We start from the raw sequence: 18070 nt of genomic DNA, 5'->3' as shown, positions 1-18070 counted from the left end.
GCCGCGCGTTTTTAAACCAGCTCACAAAGCATAAAAAAATGCGCCGAACCGTTAGCGTTTTTACTGGATGCAATAAAACAATTTTAGGATATAAGGATAGCACGATGGCAATCAGCTTAACCAAAGGCGGCAACGTCAATCTGTCAAAAGAAGCCCCAAGCCTTACCAACATGACAGTAGGTTTGGGTTGGAATCCACGTGCGACCGACGGGCAAGCATTCGACCTTGACGCGGTGGCATTTTTGGTGAATGATGCAGGCAAAGTACGCGCCGATAGTGATTTTATTTTCTTTAATAATTTAAAATCTAGTGATGGGGCGGTTGAGCACACAGGCGATAACCGCACGGGCGAAGGCGATGGCGATGATGAAACCATCAAGGTTGATTTGACGCGCTTGCCTGCCGATGTCAGTAAAGTGATATTTTGCGCAGTGATTTATGATGGTCAAAACCGCAAGCAAAATTTTGGGCAAGTCAGTAATGCTTATATCCGCATTGTTAATGCCAATGCCGGCAGTGAGGTAGCGCGTTATGATCTGTCTGAGGACAGCAGCACAGAAACTGCGATGGTGTTTGGTGAGTTGTATCGCCACAACGGTGAGTGGAAATTCCGCGCCGTGGGGCAAGGCTTTGCAGGTGGTCTAGGACCGCTGGCAGCCTCGTATGGTGTGGCGGTCTAATGATCTAGGCGCGTCAAGTATATAGCAAAAAGCCGCTGATGATCGTCGCGGCTTTTTTTTAAATTTTCAAATAGATTGTTAAGATAAGTCTTTAAAAAAACAACAGTAAGCAAAGGAGGCAACGATGGCAGCAACTTTTACCCTAATTGGCACGATAGAACCGTTTTTACATTGTAACCTCAAACAGGGTGACCGTGTGCATTGCGAATCCAATGCCATGGTGATGATGGAGAGCAATCTTGAGCTGAAGGGGCAGATGCGCGGCGGCTTTATGCAGTCGATGTTGCGCCGTTTTGCCACAGGTGAGTCGATTTTTCAGCAGCAAATTGAAGCGGTACGCGGCGAAGGCGATTGTCTGCTCGCGCCAACGTTGGACGGTGATTTGCAAGTGTTGGAGATCGGTGCAAACCAGTATATGCTTAGCGATGGCGCGTTTGTTGCTTGTCATGATACGGTCGAGATTCGCGCCAATGTGCAGTCAAACATCGGTGGCGCGCTGTTTGGTAGTACGGGCGGTTTTGTCATTATGCAAACGCAAGGCCACGGGCAGGTGGTGGTGTCAGGCTTTGGCTCGTTGTTTGAAATTGAAGTCACCCCTGATAAAGATGTGACGATTGATAACGGGCATGTGGTGTGCTGGGACAGTCGCCTAAACTACAGCGCGTCACTGGCAACGGGGCAACGCCAAGGCCTCTTGGGCAACATCGTTAATTCCATGACCAGTGGCGAAGGTGTGGTATTGCGTTTTTCGGGACAAGGCAAGGTAGTGCTTTGCTCGCGCAATCGCAACACTTATCAAGGCTGGATTCAAAGCTTGCTGGGCAGTAACAGCGGTGGGCGTGATAGTGGCAGGTCGTTGGGTGACTTTTTATAATTATAAATCAAAATTTGATACATAAATAAAAGTAAAGGAGATAACATGGCAGTTTCATTGCAAAAAGGACAGAAAATTTCTTTAGAAAAAACCTCAGGCGGTGCGTTAAACCAAGTGGCGATGGGCTTGGGTTGGGACGTGGCGCAGGCGAACGCAGGCGGCGGTTTTTTGGGTAAGCTATTTGGCGGTGGCGGCGGTAGTGTTGATTTAGACGCATCGTGCCTGCTGTTTGATGCCAACAAAAACTTGGTTGATGCGGTATGGTTTCGTCAGTTGCGCTCCAACGATGGCAGTATTTACCACACAGGCGACAACCTCACGGGCGTAGGCGATGGTGATGACGAGGTCATCATGGTGGATTTAATGCAGGTGCCGGCGCAGGTGCAGGCGTTGGTATTTACTGTCAATAGCTTTACAGGGCAAACGTTTGAGCGCGTGGCAAACGCGTATTGCCGCATCATCAATGCCAGCAATCAACAAGAAATCGCGCGTTACAACCTATCAGCGCAAGGTGGACATACCGCGATGGTGATGGCAAAGGTATATCGGCACAATGGCGAGTGGAAAATGCACGCGATCGGCGAAACCGCGACGGGGCGCACGTTTGACAATTTAGTGCCGTTGATTTTACCGCATCTTTGAGTGCGTAAGGCGTGGTTTTGACCGTAACTGGCTCACAAAAGCCCTTGGTTTGACTAAGGGTTTTTGTGTTTTGCCACTTGTTTTTTTGTTGGGCTTGCGTTAGTTTAGGCGATTTGGCAGTATTTGGCACAATCTGGCGTTGATGCGCCAAAACGTGCTGGTTTTTATGGGCTGAATGGGCTGATTGCCCAATTTATAACTTTACACATAAAAAGGAAGCGCAAAATGACGCAAAGCCGCTTGCAACCGTTGCTGATTGCCGCGCTGTTGCCGCTATTGGGGTTTGCTTGGTTTAGCCGCCCTGTGGTAGGTCAGGTGGATTTTTGGCTGTTGTGGTTGGTGGCGATGACATTGGTCGGCTTGCCATTGGTGTTTGCTGAGGTTGCTTTGGCGCAGCGCAGCCGTTTGGTGCCGTTGGTCGGTCTGCCCAAGCTGACCCGTGAAGCTGATGTGCCCACTGTGTGGCGCGGCTTTGGTTGGCTGACGATCGTGCTGCTTGCCTTGGTTGGTGGGCATTTGTTGGCAAGTGCAGGCGAGGTGCTACAACCGATACTGGCAGGGCAACATGCCAATGGTGGCATGGCAATGCCTGTCTTACTGGCGATTTTGCTGCTGATCACGATGGCAGCAAGCCTTGCTAAGCGTTGGATGGGTTGGGCAGCGTTGGTGCTTAGCACGCTTGCGCTGATCACCGCACGGGTGCACGATCCAAGCACGATGTGGCAAATGACTTCAACGTCATTGGCAGAATGGTCGCTGGCAGTGGTGCTGGCGTTGGTTTGTGTGGGTGCAGGTACAGGGTTGTTTTGGTATAGCCGCGCTCAGCAGCTGCAGGTTGATGGGCTCGGTGATCACCAAGCATCGCAAGCAGTGGTAGTCAGTGCTAGCCGTGCGGTGTTACCGATTTGGGCAGTGCAGTTGGTGGTTGGTGGGTTGGTTGCGATGAGCGTTGCGCCTACGACCACGTTTGCCCGTATCAGTTACGCGCTTGCGATGTTGGCAGGTAGCGGCTATCTGCTGGCGACTTTGACCGAGCAGGTGGCGCTGTTTACCGTGCAGCGGCGTTTTCATCTGCTGGCTATGGTTGGTCTGGCGGTGGTGATGTACGTGTTGGCATTGTTGCCGACCACGTGGCTCAATCAGCTGCTTATTTCAATCAGCTTTATCAGCGCGATTTGGTTGGCAGTATTTGCAGGTTGGCAAATGAAAATCAGCCACTTGCGTAAGGCGATGAATTTTGGCAGCGAGGCAACCTACAATCTGTGGCGTATTGCTGTGCGTATCATTGTGCCGTTGGCGATTTTGTTGGCGGTCATCGGCTGGGTTGGCAGCTTATTGACGTAACGGGTGCTTGTTTGGTTATGATTTTTAAAAATTTTTTCAATGACTGTTTATTCAATGATTTTTGCTTAAAAAATACCGCTATGCCCAATCAATCAAGCCAAAGTATCGCCATCACGCTAGCCTTTGCCCCAGATCGCGTCACCCAACTGCATGAGCGGTTAAGCGTGCCGGTGGGCTGCACCGCCGCCCAAGCCTTAGCATTAAGTGACTGGCAAGTGCGTTATCCATGGGTAACACAATGCCAAATCGGTGTGTTTGGGCGTAAAATCGACTGGCAAACACCGTTACAAGATGGTGACCGTTTAGAATTTTATCGTCCCTTGATGATTGACCCCATGCGCAAACGCCAGCTTAAACTGGCGCGCAAAGCGAGCAAAAACTAAAGATTGTAAACGCTAAAATGGGCGCGCGTTGCTCAACTGATGTACGTTGCTAATGTGCGCTGGTGGGGCGTTCAATACGACTGACATTGCCTGCGCTGTCAAAGTAAATTTTGACGTATTGCTGAGCATTGTGGATATCAGGCTTGCCCTCACGTTGGGCGATTTTGCCTGCAGTGAAGTCATAAATATAATCCCAACGGTTTGGGTTGAGCGTATCGCGCACGGCAGGGCTACCAAGTAAATACAACACTTGGTTTTGGTTCATGCCGACCTTGACTTGCGCCAACTGATTGGGATTAATCGGCGTGCCTTGGGGAATGTCGATTTTATACACGCTTAGCCACGTACACGCAGGCAACACTGCAGATGTAAGCACCGCCGCAAGGGCAGCCACAGGCAATAGTCGAACTTTGTTGGTCATCACAAATACCCAAATCGCACTTAAAAAACGTGTTTATCATACGCTATTTGGTCGGTATTGCCTACTGTTTTTGTTGCTGTTTTTATCATCCGTTGCCGTAAACCTGCGACTTTAGGCGGTGGATATAAGGCAACTCCGAAACCATGCTTACACACAGAAACTTATTAAATATGTTAAACTAACCCCATGAAAACCCTCAAGCTACGCATAAAAGACAAACACACAGCAAAGCTTAACCGCCTAAGCGGTTCGGTCAATTTCGTGTGGAACTATGTGAATGACTTGAGTTACAAATACCTGCAAAAAACAGGCAAATTTCTTAGTGCCTATGACCTAAACGAATACACCAAAGGTAGCGGTGAACTGCTAGGCTTGCATTCTCAAACCATACAAGCCATTAACGAAACTCACGCCAAATCGCGACGCCAATTCAAAAAGGCTAAACTATCATGGCGAACCAACAACCCAAACTCAAAGCGTAAAAGCCTAGGTTGGATTCCATTTAAGCAATCCGCAATCAAGTTACTGGCTACTCATCAGACGGGTAAAAAAGGCTTAAAATCAACCTTACAGCTTAGTTTAGCCAAAGGGCAGAAGCTCATCATCGACCTATGGGACAGCTATAACTTATCGCTATATAGTATTAATACTTGTGAAATCGTCCAAGACAGCCGTAACCGTTGGTATGCCTGTATCACCGTTAAAGAATACCCAAAAACCGAGTGTGGAACAGGTAGTGTCGGCATAGACTTAGGCTTAAAAGACAGTGCCACCGCCTCAAATGGCGATAAACTTACCATCAAGCAGACGCTCAAATATGCTAAAGATTTAGCCATTGCTCAACGAGCCAAAAATAAAAAACGTGTTAAGGCTATCCACGCCAAAATCAAAAACACACGCCAAGACCTCATCCACAAATTCACCACAGGGCTAGTTAAAAACAATGCCCTAATCGTGGTCGGTGATGTAAAAACCACCCAATTCAGCCGTAAAAAAGGCAAACTAGCCAAAAGCGTATATGACGCAGGTTGGTTTGAACTCAAACGGCAACTGACCTACAAATGCAAGCATGCAGGTTGCCGTTTTGAAATCGTAAATGAGAAATACACTACCCAAACTTGCTCGTGCTGTGGCGATATATCCAGTAGTCCGAAAGGTAGAGCAGGTTTGCGAATAAGAGATGAGAACGGATAAGCAAAGCACTGCTTTGCCCGTTCGCAAGACAAGAGCTATGCTCGCAGTAGACTTGTGCAAAGTGTGGCACATGGCATGATAGAGATATCAACGCCAGTAAGAACATTCTTGCGGTCGGGCTTGACCGTCTTGTAGAAGGAATCCCCTCACTTTAGGGAGGGGAGGAAGTCAAGGGACAAACTTTGCGCAGACAATGGCGGTAACTACATAAAGTCACGGTTTTTATGGCAAAAATATTTTATAATACGTAAATGATAAACAAAAGATAATAGGAATTGCTATGTCTGTGAGTACCCAAGATTTGCGCCGTGCAGGTCTCAAAGTCACCCTGCCACGGTTGAAAATCCTACAGCTGCTAGAGAGCACATCGAAACATCACATGAGTGCCGAGGACGTGTACAAGGCGTTGATTGAGCAGGGCGAGGATGTCGGGCTTGCGACCGTGTACCGCGTTTTGACGCAGTTTGAGCAAGTCGGTATCGTTGAGCGGCACAACTTTGACAATAATTTGTCGGTGTTTGAACTGGCGCATGATAGCCACCATGACCATTTGGTATGCGAACAATGCGGCAAAATTATTGAATTTCATAATGAACAAATTGAGCAGCTACAACGCCAAGTTGCCGCTGAGCACAATTTCACCTTATCGGGGCATTCGCTGGTGCTGTATGGCGTGTGTGATGACCCTGAGTGTCAAGCTGCAGGCAAAAAATAACCGAAACCAAGTGCGATAAAAACGAACATTATTTGGCAAGCAGCGGCGGTGTCAACACAGTCAAGCGTACGCCAACTGCCAACAATGTGACGGCATATGCCAACGCTCCACCAACGCACAAGGCAGCCAGTGCCAAAATTTGTGTCATGTGTGAGCCAGTCAGCGGAAAGTACGCTACGCTAATCAGCAATGCCAACAGCATGGTGGTGTTGGCAGCCAATAATTGCCAACCAAACCGCCGCCATGTACGCGTTAGTCGATATACACCATGGCGGTGTAGCCTGTTGTATAACAGCGCAGCATTGGTAAGCGCGGACGCCGAGGTAGCAAACGCCAATGCGGCATGCAAGGCAATGCCAAGCCAATGAAACAATGCGATCAACAACGCACAAGCCAGCGCATTAACCGCCACCGCCGCCATGCCCACGCGCACAGGCGTGTGGCTGTCTTGACGAGCAAAAAACGCAGGCGCGAATACCTTAATCAACATAAAACCCAGCAGCCCTGCCGCCATGCCTTTAAGCGCGAGCCCTGCCATCTGTGCGTCATACAGGCTAAACTCACCATGGGCAAATAGCGTCACCATCAACACATCGCTAATCACCATCAGCGCACCCGTGGCAGGCAAGCCAATCAACACCACCAAACGCACCGCCCAATCCAACGTTTGAGCGAAGTTCGCCGTTGGCGTATCCGCGCTTGCCGTACGTGCCAATACGGGCAAAATCACCGTACCAATCGCCACCCCGATCAACCCAAGCGGCAATTCGCTCACGCGCTCTGCCGCGTACAACCACGCCACCGAGCCATCGACCATCAGCGAAGCAAGCAGCGTATTTAACAACAGATTGATTTGCAGCACCGACACGGCAAACACTGCAGGCAACAGTAGGCGCAGCATTCGGCGTACGCCCGTATGGGCAAAATCAAGCAGCGGCAGCACCAACAGCCCAAGCGCGCGCAAAGCAGGCAGTTGCAGCACTAATTGCACCACGCCTGCCAATGTCACCGACCATGCCACGACAACCAGCGGCTGGGCGGTGTGCGGTGCGACCCACCACGCCGCACCGATCATCATTACATTGAGTACCACAGGCGCAAAGGCAGGCGGTACAAAACGTTGGTAACTTTGTAACACGCTACCTGCCAATGCAGTCAAGGTAATCAGCAGCCCAAATGGTAGCATCACGCGTACCAGTTGTACCGCAGCATCAAACTTAGCAGGCGAATCGACAAACCCCACCGCCAAACCATGCACCAACCACGGCGCAGCCCATATACCAAAAGCTGTGATGATACCCAAAATCAGCAGCAACGCACCTGTCACCCGCTGTAGCAACCCTCGCAGCGGCGCAAGATCGCCCGTGCGTTCGGCAGCCGTTTGGTAATCCATCAACACTGGCACAAACGCCTGTGAAAACGCCCCTTCGGCAAACAATCGGCGAACAAAGTTTGGCAAGCGAAACGCGACCAAAAACGCATCCATCATGCCGCCACTGCCAAAGCAATGCAGCAGCACGCCATCACGAACCAGCCCAAGTACGCGTGACAGCAAAGTCAGCGCACTGACCACCGCAGCAGACGACAACAAGCCGCGTTTGTTAGGGTCATGCCTGTCGCGGTTATTTGGTTTGATCGCTATTTTTACCAAGTTGGCTGTCCTGTCATCACACGCCCAACACGCGTTCAATCTAAATATTGTGCGATCAGCCGCCGCAAACGCAGCCAGTCAAATTCTGCACCAGGGTCGGTTTTACGTCCGCGTGCGATATCACTATGTCCTGCCAAATGATGGCGCGTTTTGGGATACGTGCGATTGATTGCCGCCACCACTGCCGCCAATGCGTCATACTGGCGCGCGTCAAACGCCGTGTAATCATCGCCTTCAAGCTCAATGCCAATCGAAAAATCGTTGCAATTTGCCACGCCCAAATACCGTGATTGCCCAGCATGCCACGCGCGATCAGCAAAATTCACAAACTGTGTCACCTGCCCATCACGCTCAATCAACACATGCGCTGACACCTGCTGTTGATAAATTTGGGCAAAATACGGATGATCAGCAGGATCCAGCCGATTTTGAAAAAACGCCTTAACATAATGCTCGCCTGCGGCATTGGTTTTGCCAAATTCACTGGGCGGTAAGCTGATGTTATGAATCACAATCAAACGCAAATTGGCAGCAACATCATACGGTGCAGGGCGCGCGCCAAAATTTGGCGATGGCACAAACGCCGCAGGCAGCAATCGCCCGTCTTGGATGTCAAAATGGGCTAAAGTGTTGGCAGATGGGGCAGGGGTGGGCATGATTTTTCCTATTGTCTGGCAAAAACGGATCTATTTGATTACCAGTATAATCCAAACGGCAGCCAACTGTTAGTCGGCGCAAGACCACCTCACACAAAACGTTACCCATTTTGCTGTCAAATCAGCGATAATAGCCCAAGCGATGTTTAAACATTGCAGATTTAACTGTCAAATGATGTCATTGTCACACAGAGGAAACACAAAAAATATTATGTCGCAGCCGCCTGTTATCTCGCCCGCGTTACGTCTTGAGCTAACCAAGCAAGTCGCGCAAGCCTTACAAGAGGACATCGCCACAGGCGATATCAACGCCGCGCTGATTGCTGCTAGGCAACGCGACCGTGCAACCATCATCAGCCGTGAGCCGATGGTATTGGCAGGACAGGCATGGGCGGACACTGCGTTTCGTTTGCTTGACCCAGCCATGGATATCGTGTGGCACGTGTCAGATGGGGCGCAGGTTGCCGCCGATACCGTGTTGGTAACCTTGCAGGGCAATACGCGCGCGCTGTTATCAGGTGAGCGTACCGCGCTCAACTTTTTGCAAACCCTATCTGCTACCGCAACCAGTGTTGCCCGTCACGCTGCGCTAATCGCCGATTTACCGACCCAACTGCTTGACACGCGCAAAACTTTGCCGTTACTGCGCCATGCCCAAAAATACGCCGTGCGCTGCGGTGGTGGGCACAATCACCGCATTGGGCTGTTTGATGCATTTTTGCTCAAAGAAAACCATATCATGGCAAGCGGTGGCATCGGGCAGGCGGTGGCAAATGCGCGCCGTATCGCTGATTTGCCCGTTGAGGTTGAAGTTGAAAACTTTGATGAGCTTGAACAAGCCATTGCCGCGCGCGCCGATATCATCATGTTGGACAATTTTTCATTAGCAGACACGCGCACCGCTGTGACACGGGTGGCAGCATTGGGCAAGCCGTGCAAACTTGAAGCCTCAGGCGATATCAATGCTGACAATTTACGCGAGGTCGCCTTGACGGGTGTGGATTATATTTCTCTTGGTGCATTAACCAAGCATGTTCGCGCGGTGGATTTATCCATGCGGTTTGTCAAACACGATTTGACGATTGCATAACGCCGCGCAAAATTTCTTGTATAACACGCAGATAAAAAGCTCTTTAGGCAAAACTATGACCATAACGACAGACCAAGCCCATTATCTCATGATTGGCGTGGGTGCGATCGGCTTACCGTTGGCAAATCGTTTGGCAACCGATGGCTATCGTGTCACGGCGGTTAGCCGTTCGCCAAAAACCGATTTGGCAGCCAGCATTGGTCATCTTTGCGCTGACGCACGTACGTTGACTGCCGCAGATTTGGGGCAAGCACGGCACACCATTAGCCATGTTGTGATCATCGTTACACCGTCGGGTATGGACGAGCAGGCATATCGCGACAGCTATTTGGCGATTGCGCAAGCGGTGGTACGGCTGGGGACGGATTTGCCCAATTTACAACGCGTGGTGTATGTATCATCAACAGGTGTGTACGGGCAGCATGCAGGTGAGCGTATCGACATCGACACACCGCTAGCACCGCCAACTTCAGCGACCAACCAAGTGTTGTTACAAACCGAGCAGACGCTACAAGCCGCATTTGGCACGCGCTGCACTATTGTACGCGCTAGCGGTATCTATGGGCGTGAGCGTCGCCGCTTGCTTGCTATGGCGCGTGATATCGCTATAGGCGCACGCCCTGCCACGTCAAATAACTGGAGTAACCGCATCATGGACCGCGACTTGGTCAATGCGCTATACCATATCATTACCGCCGCTGCGCCGTTGCCCGTGTATTTGGCGACTGATAGCCACCCCGTACCGCTGCACGAAGTGTTGGCATTTATTGCCGCGTACATGGGCTTGGATACAGCAAATTTTGCCAGCCAAAATTCTGCCAACCATGTCGCACCGACCACGGGTAAGCGGCTATATGGCAACTTACCTACCGACTGGCTAGAATATCCCGACTACCAAGCAGGCTACCGCGATATTTTGACCCACAGTAAAGCAGAATAAATCAACCCATGCCAACGTTGTTACCGCTTTATCGCTTGCGTCACCCAAACGTCATGACCGATGCCGAACACCATGCCTTGCCCGATCCACGCCGACCGATCGACGCGCCCAGCGACATGGTCAATCACGCGTGGCAAGACTGGCTGCAATATGAGCTCAGCGGTACAGCCACTTGGCAGGCGGCAGGTTTTGGCGTGTATGATCACAACAACGCGACACACGACACGAAGACACGTGCTGATACAAGCGACGATGATTTTCCCTACCACACGCTAGCCAATATGCTGCATGATCAACGCGCCTTGACCCAAGCCGCCGCCGACCCGTATGCGTGGCGATTGCCGTTGGCGTGGTTGCCTGTCATGGTGGCGCGTTTTGACCAAACGTTATTTAATACGCTGTGGCAAACACAGCCTGATGCGGCACTGTGGTTACAAGCGATGGATGGCGAGCGTTTGCCATCCGAGTTGCCGCCTGATTATATGACGTGGCGGCTGTTGGTTGCCAAGCATCGTTACCCTGTGATGCTATGCGTGTGGGCGTTGTGCCAATGCCGTACGCGCCAAAGCGTCAATCCCCGTGCGACCTTGCAAGCACTGGCGGATGCGCTGACGACATTTGCCGCCGACCATCGTCAAGCTTTGCGCGCACTTAGCCGTGAGCGCGATTGGCAGATTTTACCCAGTCATGTTGAGCTGGCGTTATTTGCCATGGGCGTGCACATGACTAAGCCGATAGGGCATGATATTAGCAGCCGCCGTAGCGCGATTGCTGCGCACAGCCCACTAACGTTTTAGTTTTTGTCCGTTGAATATTTTTACCAGTTAAAAAAGGAAAAAGCCATGACCCAAGCGTCAGCCAACCAAACTGCCAGCGCGATTTTTAGCCCACAGGCATTTATTGAAGCCGCCTTACAAAACGGTGTGCTCAAATTTGGCGAATTTACCCTCAAGTCTGGGCGCGTCAGTCCGTATTTTTTTAACGCAGGGCTATTGGCAACGGGCGAGTTGCTAAGCATACTGGCGGCAGGTTATGCCGACACGCTCAAACAACACGCAGACACACAAAACTTAACGATTTTTGGCGCGGCATACAAGGGCATTCCACTGGTTGCCGCCACCGCTCAGACGCTATGGCAAGCACATGGCATCAATGCCGATTGGGGCTATAACCGCAAAGAGGCCAAAGATCATGGTGAAGGCGGTACGTTGGTTGGTGCCGATCTACACGGACGTGCGGTGTGGGTGCTAGATGATGTCATGACGGCAGGCACTGCCATGCGCGAAGTTATGGCATTGTTGGACAATGCAGGCGCACGCGTTGCAGGGATTATCGTCGCGCTAGACCGTCAAGAAAAGGGGCAGGGCGAGCGTTCTGCCATGCAAGAGCTTGCCGAAGCCTTTGGTGTGCCTGTATTGGCATTGGTGAGCATGACGGATATCATCACGTATGTCGAGGCGCACGGTGCACCCGAACAGCTTACTAAAATGCAAGCCTATCGTCAGCAATACGGTGTGTAACGCATTATTTTTATTCATTTAATTTGTGTAAAAAAAGAGAGAATACCATGCCTCAGCGCCAATTTTTGTTTGTGATGGATGATATCGCCACGGTGAACTATGCCAAAGACACCACCCTTGCCATGTTGTGGGCGGCGCAAGCACGCGGACACGCGCTGCACTATTGCCAAATTCATGACTTGTGGCTGGCAAACGGGCAGCTAAACATTGATAGCCAACCGCTGAGTGTGGCGCAAGATCCTGCCAATTTTTATCAGCTGGGCGAAAAAACCACCCACGCGGCGACAGATTTTGACGTGATCGTTATGCGCAAAGATCCACCGTTTGATATGCGCTTTTTGTACGCCTTGTATTTGTTGGAATACGCCCAACGTGCAGGCGTGTTGGTTGCCAATGACCCACGCAGCGTGCGCGATTGCAATGAAAAACTGTTTGCCACCCAGTTTAGCGAATTGATGACCCCGACCATTGTCAGCGCGCGCCAAGCGCCTATTCGCGCGTTTATTCAGGTACACGGTGATGTGATCGTCAAACCACTTGATGGCATGGGCGGTATGGGGATTTTTCGCTTGCAAGCCGATAGCCCCAATATCGGCTCAACGCTTGAGCTTTTGACCCAGCTTGAGACCCTGCCGATTATGGCGCAAAAGTATATCCCTGCTATTCGTGAAGGCGACAAGCGCGTGTTGATTGTTGGCGGCAAGCCTGTTCCGTATTGTTTGGCGCGTATCCCAAACGCAGGCGAGACACGCGGCAACTTGGCAGCAGGCGGGCGCGGCGTTGCCATGCCACTATCGGCGCAAGAACGCGAACTTGCCGAAGCCGTCGCGCCTGTGTTGATGGAAAAAGGCTTGTGGTTTGTTGGGCTTGATGTGATTGGCGGTTATATTACCGAAATCAACGTGACCAGCCCAACATGTGTGCGTGAAATTGATCAGCAATGCGGTACACACATTGCCGATGATTTTATGGTATTTCTTGAACAACGTCTGGTTGACTTCCTCCCCTCCCTAAAGTGAGGGGATTCCTTCTGCAAGACGGTGAAGCCCCACCGCAAACCTAAGACAATGGCAACCGCCCGTACGACACACCGTACATCTTAGGTTCTTATTTTAAGCTAATCCTACCGTTAGGATTGTCATAGACACGAATTAGCTTAAGTGTGTGTTTGGAAACGTCTTACCAGTTAAGTTACTGCGTACTCGCAATTTAGTCTTAACTTAACTGTGGAATGTAAGACATTGAATATAGTGAGATGAGTATAGCAAAACTCATCGCATTTAACAATTGCCTTATATCCACCGCCTGAAGTCGCAGGTTTACGGCAACGAATGATAAAAACTAAGATTTATCCATGACTTTGGCTAGCCCGACAACTTTTTGGTAGCCCTTAGGCAGTGCCGTACCGCGCTGGGCGCGTTTGCCCGTGTGGTTGGCAAGGTCGGCAGGCTTGAGCGTCAAGGTGCGTTTGCCTGCGGTGGCTTGTACGCTGTCGGATGCGCCAAAGGTTGTTAGGGCGACGATGGTTTCATTGCCTTTTAAATCCATCAGTTTATTGCCTTTGCCGCGTTTGAGCGTGGGCAGATCCGCCAGTGGGTAGCACAACACATTGCCTGCCGTGCTGGCAACGGCAATTTGAGTGTCGTCGCTATCGATCAGGTGCGCCAGTGGCGTTTCGTCATCGCTTAGGGTGATCAGCTGTTTGCCTGCTTTTTGGTTGGTATCAAGGCTGCCCAATTCGGTAATAAAGCCATAGCCTTGCGTGCCTGCCAATAGCAGCATTTGCGCGTCTTGCCCCATCAAGGCGTGGACGATGGTTGCCCCTGTGGGTAGTTTTAGCAAACTGGTCAAAGGCTCGCCTTGTCCGCGTGCTGAGGGCAAGTTGTGCGCGTCTAGCCGATAGCTGCGCCCTGTGCTGTCAAGCAAATACACCTTATCGTTGGTTTTGCCAAGTGCGTGGGTCAGGTAGCTGTCGCCTGCGCGGTAGTTCATACCAGCAGGGTCGATGTCATGCCCTTTTGCCGCGCGTATCCAGCCTGCTTGTGATACAATCACGGTGATAGGCTCGCTGGGTGCCAGATCGCTGTCTTTGAGGGCGACCGCCTCGCTGCGCTCAACCAGCGGCGATAAGCGTTTGTCGCCGTGTGCTTTCATGTCGGCGGTTAGCTCGTCAATCAATAAGCCTGTCAAGCTGTCGGGGTCATTGAGATAACCTTCAATTCGTTGCTGCTCACCTGTGAGTTCGTCTTGCTCGCGCTTGAGTTCAAGCTCTTCAAGTTGGGCAAGTTGGCGCAAGCGAATATCTAAAATTGCTTGGGCTTGGCGTTCGCTCAAATCATAACGGCGCATCAGCTCAGCTTTGGCATCATCGACCTCACGAATGAGCGCGATGATATCGTCCAAATGCACATACGCCACCAACAAACCTGCCAAAATGTGTAGCCGCTCGGTGATTTTATCCAACCGATAGCGCAAGCGGCGCGTTACCGTATTGCGGCGCACCAAAAGCCATTCGGTCAAAATCTCGCGCAGCCCCATAACTTGCGGCTTGCCGTGGCTACCGATGATATTAAGATTAACGCGGTAGCTGGTTTGTAAGTCCGTGCTGGCAAACAAATGCCCCATCAATGCCTCAATATCCACACGGCTTGAGCGCAGTTCAATGACGATACGGCAAGGGTTTTGGTGGTCAGATTCGTCGCGAATATCGGTGACCCACGGCAGTTTTTTTTGTCCGATTTGTTGGGCAATTTGCTCGATCACCTTGTTGCCTGACACTTGATAAGGCAATGCGTCGATGATAACCAGATTTTTTTCGTGTTCATCAATATGATACACAGCGCGCATTTTGTAGCTACCGCGTCCCGTTTGGTACATGGCAAGCAGCTCGGCAGGCGGGGTGATGATCTCGGCATGTGTCGGCAAATCAGGCGCAGGGATATACTTTGTCAGTTGCTTGTCGGTCAAATTTGGGTTTTTTAACAGCGCGATACAGCCCTTGACCACCTCAGTCAGGTTATGTGGTGGGATATCAGTTGCCATGCCAACGGCGATACCCGTGGTGCCATTGAGTAAAATATTGGGTAGGCGTGCAGGTAGGGTCACAGGCTCTTGTAATGTACCGTCAAAGTTGTCTTGCCAATCGACCGTGCCTTGCCCCAGTTCTTGCAGCAGCGTATTGGCATAATTGGATAGTTTTGCCTCAGTGTAGCGCATGGCGGCAAAGGATTTGGGATCATCGGGTGAGCCAAAGTTACCTTGCCCACTAATCAGCGGATAACGATAGCTAAACGGCTGACTCATGAGTACCATGGCCTCATAACACGCGCTGTCACCGTGCGGATGGTATTTACCAATGACATCGCCGATGGTACGCGCGGATTTTTTGGGTTTGGCGGTGTTTTTGAGCCCCAGTTCACTCATGGCATAAATAATGCGGCGTTGCACAGGCTTGAGCCCATCGGCAATATGCGGCAACGCGCGATCCATGATGACGTACATGGCGTAGTTCAAATACGCCTGCTCGCTAAACTCCGCCACCGAGCGCGTCAGGCTTGGGTCATGGTTTGGCAAGGTTTTAGGCAGCGTGTTGTCGGCGGTTGCAAGTTCAGTCATGGTTTTTTTATCCTATCTTCAACGGCATTATGATAAAACAGGATAAAATAAACGCAAGTTAAAAACACATGCACCGTTTTTTGGACGACAATATATGTCGTTTGGTAAAACTTGGCTAAAGTCCCAACCAAAGTTTTGCCTTAGATTTTACCCACGCAAAACAAGATAATCTGCTTGAGAAATGGCGCAAAGTTTAGTAAGGTAATGCCATTATCCAAATCTAAACTTAGCTTAGCACCAAACTTAGTTTGGTTGTGCGCCACGGTGACAAGGAAGTGATTGCAGCACACGGGCGCAAAAGTCGAGGTTTGTTGGCTGTTTTGCGATGGAGAGGTTGAATGCTCACCTAGCCAATCAAAAACTGACGTATATTTGGCAAATTTTTCACCAAAAATTTTAAAATTAAAAATTTTTTTAAAATAGTTGTGATGCCTATATTTGACAAATACCAACCACCGATTTTACGCTAGCCAAGTGAGAATTTAAACGTGTGAACCAACACTTACTCACGCCCATCATGCCTATAATGTAGCAAGGAATTTGCAATGACTGACCAACCCACCACCAACGATAACGCCGACGTTACCCATTCAACTGCCGCACCGCGCCTTGCCACACGGCACGAAAAACCGTGGCTCAAAACCTACCGCGACCACGGCATGAGCGCAGACTTTACCCCACCGGCTAACGATGTCACATTGATGAACGTGTTTGAAAACGCGTTTGAACGCTTTGGCAACAAACAAGCCTATGTCTGCATGGGCAGCGGTATCACGTTTCGCCAGTTAGACATCTATAGCCGCCAAGTTGCCGCGTATTTGCAAGGCTTGGGTCTAAAAAAAGGCGCGCGCGTTGCTGTGATGATGCCCAATATTTTGCAATATCCTGTGTGTATGATGGGGATTTTGCGCGCAGGCTACACGCTTGTGAACGTCAATCCGCTGTACACCGCGCATGAACTTGAGCACCAATTGCAAGACGCGGATGTTGAGGCGATGTTTATCCTTGAAAACTTTGCCCATACTTATGAGGAAATCGGCAAGCCGTTGGTGCCGCATGTGGTGGTTTGCCGTATGGGCGATTTGATGGGAACAGTCAAAGGCTTTATCGTCAATGCTGCCGTGCGCTATATCAAAAAAATGGTACCAAAATGGCGCATTGCAAATGCGGTGTCATTCAAAACCGTGCTCGATGCCTCTGCCACACACTACCACCGCCCCGATGATTTAACGGGCGATGATATTGCCGTACTGCAGTATACAGGCGGCACAACAGGCGTTGCCAAAGGCGCGATGCTCACCCATCATAATTTGGTGTCAAATACTTATCAAGCATTGGCATTTGTTCGGCAGATGTTTGCTGAGGATGACAACGAAGGCTATGCCTTGATTGCCTTGCCGCTGTATCATATCTTTTCGTTTACCGCGTGCGCCTTGATTTCCATGAAGCAGGGTCTGACGGGGCTATTGATTCCTGACCCACGTGATTTAGACGGTTTTGTCAAAGAGTTGGACAAGTACAAGCCACGGTTTTTCCCTGCTATCAACACGCTGTTTAATGGCTTAGCGCACCACGAAGGCTTTCGCAAGATGAACCATGACTACATCGAGCTGTCGCTAAGCGGCGGTATGTCGGTGATGTCATCAACCGCAGCAGAATGGAAAAAAATCACGGGCACCGACATCGTGGAGGGCTATGGCTTATCAGAGACTTCACCAATTGCGACCTTAAATATGCTTGATACAGGCTTTACGGGCAAAATCGGCGTGCCATTTCCAGGTACCGATATCAAGCTGATTGACGATGACGGCAACGAAGTGGCGTTGGGCGAGCGCGGTGAAATTGCCATCAAAGGCCCACAGGTGATGAAAGGCTATTGGAAACGCCCCGAAGCCACGCGCGAATCCATGACCGATGACGGGTTTTTTAAATCAGGTGATATCGGCATCATGGATGAACAAGGCTTAATCAAAATCGTGGATCGCAAAAAAGACATGATTTTGGTGTCAGGCTTTAACGTGTATCCCAACGAAGTCGAGGACGTACTTGCCTCACACCCTAAAGTTTTAGAAGTTGGCGTGATTGGTGTGCCAAGTGACAAAAGCGGTGAAATACCAAAAGCCTATATCGTGCGCAAAGACCCAAGCCTAACCGAAAAAGAAATCCTTGATTACGCGCGCAAAGAATTGACAGGCTACAAACGTCCTCGCGCCGTGCAATTTGTCGATGAGCTGCCCAAATCCAACGTTGGCAAAATCTTGCGTAAAGAAATCCGTAAAATGGAAGAAGCGCAGCGCGCTAAAAATGAATCATAGCTATAATTTATGATTTAAGTTATTTTTATA

At 50.4% G+C, this 18070-nt stretch carries 16 protein-coding genes and 1 pseudogene; 13 read left to right on the top strand and 4 right to left on the bottom strand.

Features of this window, described 5'->3' with window-relative positions:
* The first annotated feature begins 104 nt into the window (after nt 1-104).
* The 5 genes from MA2_RS05025 to MA2_RS05005 all read left to right on the top strand — a co-directional run bounded on the left by MA2_RS05025 (nt 105) and on the right by MA2_RS05005 (nt 3923).
* Complete coding sequence (locus MA2_RS05025; protein ID WP_067057484.1) at nt 105-680, top strand: TerD family protein; 576 nt, start codon at nt 105-107, stop codon at nt 678-680.
* 124 nt (nt 681-804) lie between these two features.
* Nucleotides 805-1554 (top strand): TIGR00266 family protein, encoded by a 750-nt coding sequence (locus MA2_RS05020; RefSeq protein ID WP_067057481.1) that lies wholly within the window; start codon nt 805-807, stop codon nt 1552-1554.
* 45 nt (nt 1555-1599) lie between these two features.
* Nucleotides 1600-2196, top strand: coding sequence for a TerD family protein (locus MA2_RS05015; protein ID WP_067057478.1), 597 nt, complete (start codon nt 1600-1602; stop codon nt 2194-2196).
* Nucleotides 2197-2421: 225 nt separating this feature from the next.
* Complete coding sequence (locus tag MA2_RS05010; RefSeq protein ID WP_067057703.1) at nt 2422-3540, top strand: hypothetical protein; 1119 nt, start codon at nt 2422-2424, stop codon at nt 3538-3540.
* 80 nt (nt 3541-3620) lie between these two features.
* A complete protein-coding gene (locus MA2_RS05005; protein ID WP_079351945.1) occupies nt 3621-3923 on the top strand; it encodes an RnfH family protein in 303 nt (100 codons plus the stop codon).
* A 49-nt stretch (nt 3924-3972) separates the two neighbouring features.
* On the opposite strand, the gene MA2_RS05000 is transcribed toward MA2_RS05005, so the two are convergent.
* On the bottom strand, nt 3973-4344 hold the full coding sequence (locus MA2_RS05000) for an outer membrane protein assembly factor BamE (RefSeq protein WP_067057475.1): 372 nt from the start codon (nt 4342-4344) through the stop codon (nt 3973-3975).
* A 186-nt stretch (nt 4345-4530) separates the two neighbouring features.
* Here MA2_RS05000 and MA2_RS04995 point away from each other — a divergent pair.
* Nucleotides 4531-5693: pseudogene (locus MA2_RS04995) on the top strand (RNA-guided endonuclease InsQ/TnpB family protein).
* A gap of 125 nt (nt 5694-5818) precedes the next feature.
* Nucleotides 5819-6253, top strand: a complete 435-nt coding sequence (gene fur / locus MA2_RS04990) for a ferric iron uptake transcriptional regulator (RefSeq protein WP_067057473.1) — start codon at nt 5819-5821, stop codon at nt 6251-6253.
* 28 nt (nt 6254-6281) lie between these two features.
* Here the strand turns inward: fur and murJ are convergent, their stop codons facing one another.
* Both murJ and ampD read right to left on the bottom strand, forming a co-directional pair.
* Entirely contained in the window at nt 6282-7904 is a 1623-nt protein-coding gene (gene murJ / locus MA2_RS04985) for a murein biosynthesis integral membrane protein MurJ (protein WP_373279753.1), read from the bottom strand.
* Nucleotides 7905-7939: 35 nt separating this feature from the next.
* Entirely contained in the window at nt 7940-8560 is a 621-nt protein-coding gene (gene ampD, locus MA2_RS04980; protein WP_067057470.1) for a 1,6-anhydro-N-acetylmuramyl-L-alanine amidase AmpD, read from the bottom strand.
* Nucleotides 8561-8771: 211 nt separating this feature from the next.
* Here ampD and nadC point away from each other — a divergent pair, with 211 nt between their 5' ends.
* The 5 genes from nadC to gshB are packed head-to-tail and all read left to right on the top strand — an operon-like array spanning nt 8772 to nt 13129.
* Nucleotides 8772-9650, top strand: coding sequence for a carboxylating nicotinate-nucleotide diphosphorylase (nadC, locus tag MA2_RS04975; protein ID WP_067057467.1), 879 nt, complete (start codon nt 8772-8774; stop codon nt 9648-9650).
* A gap of 55 nt (nt 9651-9705) precedes the next feature.
* Complete coding sequence (locus MA2_RS04970) at nt 9706-10590, top strand: NAD-dependent epimerase/dehydratase family protein (RefSeq protein WP_143821854.1); 885 nt, start codon at nt 9706-9708, stop codon at nt 10588-10590.
* Nucleotides 10591-10598: 8 nt separating this feature from the next.
* Nucleotides 10599-11387, top strand: a complete 789-nt coding sequence (locus MA2_RS04965) for a hypothetical protein (protein WP_067057461.1) — start codon at nt 10599-10601, stop codon at nt 11385-11387.
* Between the two features lie 45 nt (nt 11388-11432).
* Nucleotides 11433-12110, top strand: a complete 678-nt coding sequence (gene pyrE, locus MA2_RS04960) for an orotate phosphoribosyltransferase (RefSeq protein WP_067057458.1) — start codon at nt 11433-11435, stop codon at nt 12108-12110.
* Between the two features lie 47 nt (nt 12111-12157).
* Entirely contained in the window at nt 12158-13129 is a 972-nt protein-coding gene (gene gshB / locus MA2_RS04955; RefSeq protein WP_067057455.1) for a glutathione synthase, read from the top strand.
* A gap of 322 nt (nt 13130-13451) precedes the next feature.
* On the opposite strand, the gene parC is transcribed toward gshB, so the two are convergent.
* Complete coding sequence (gene parC / locus MA2_RS04950; protein ID WP_067057452.1) at nt 13452-15725, bottom strand: DNA topoisomerase IV subunit A; 2274 nt, start codon at nt 15723-15725, stop codon at nt 13452-13454.
* Nucleotides 15726-16270: 545 nt separating this feature from the next.
* On the opposite strand from parC, the gene MA2_RS04940 reads away from it, so the two are divergent.
* Complete coding sequence (locus MA2_RS04940; protein WP_067057446.1) at nt 16271-18040, top strand: AMP-binding protein; 1770 nt, start codon at nt 16271-16273, stop codon at nt 18038-18040.
* The last annotated feature ends 30 nt before the right edge of the window (nt 18041-18070 follow it).

This window comes from Moraxella atlantae NBRC 14588 (assembly GCF_001591265.1).
GTDB classification, from domain to species: Bacteria; Pseudomonadota; Gammaproteobacteria; order Pseudomonadales; family Moraxellaceae; genus Faucicola; species Faucicola atlantae.
The sequence above is the reverse complement of the archived record's forward strand: the minus strand, read 5'-3'. Positions and strand labels throughout refer to the sequence as shown.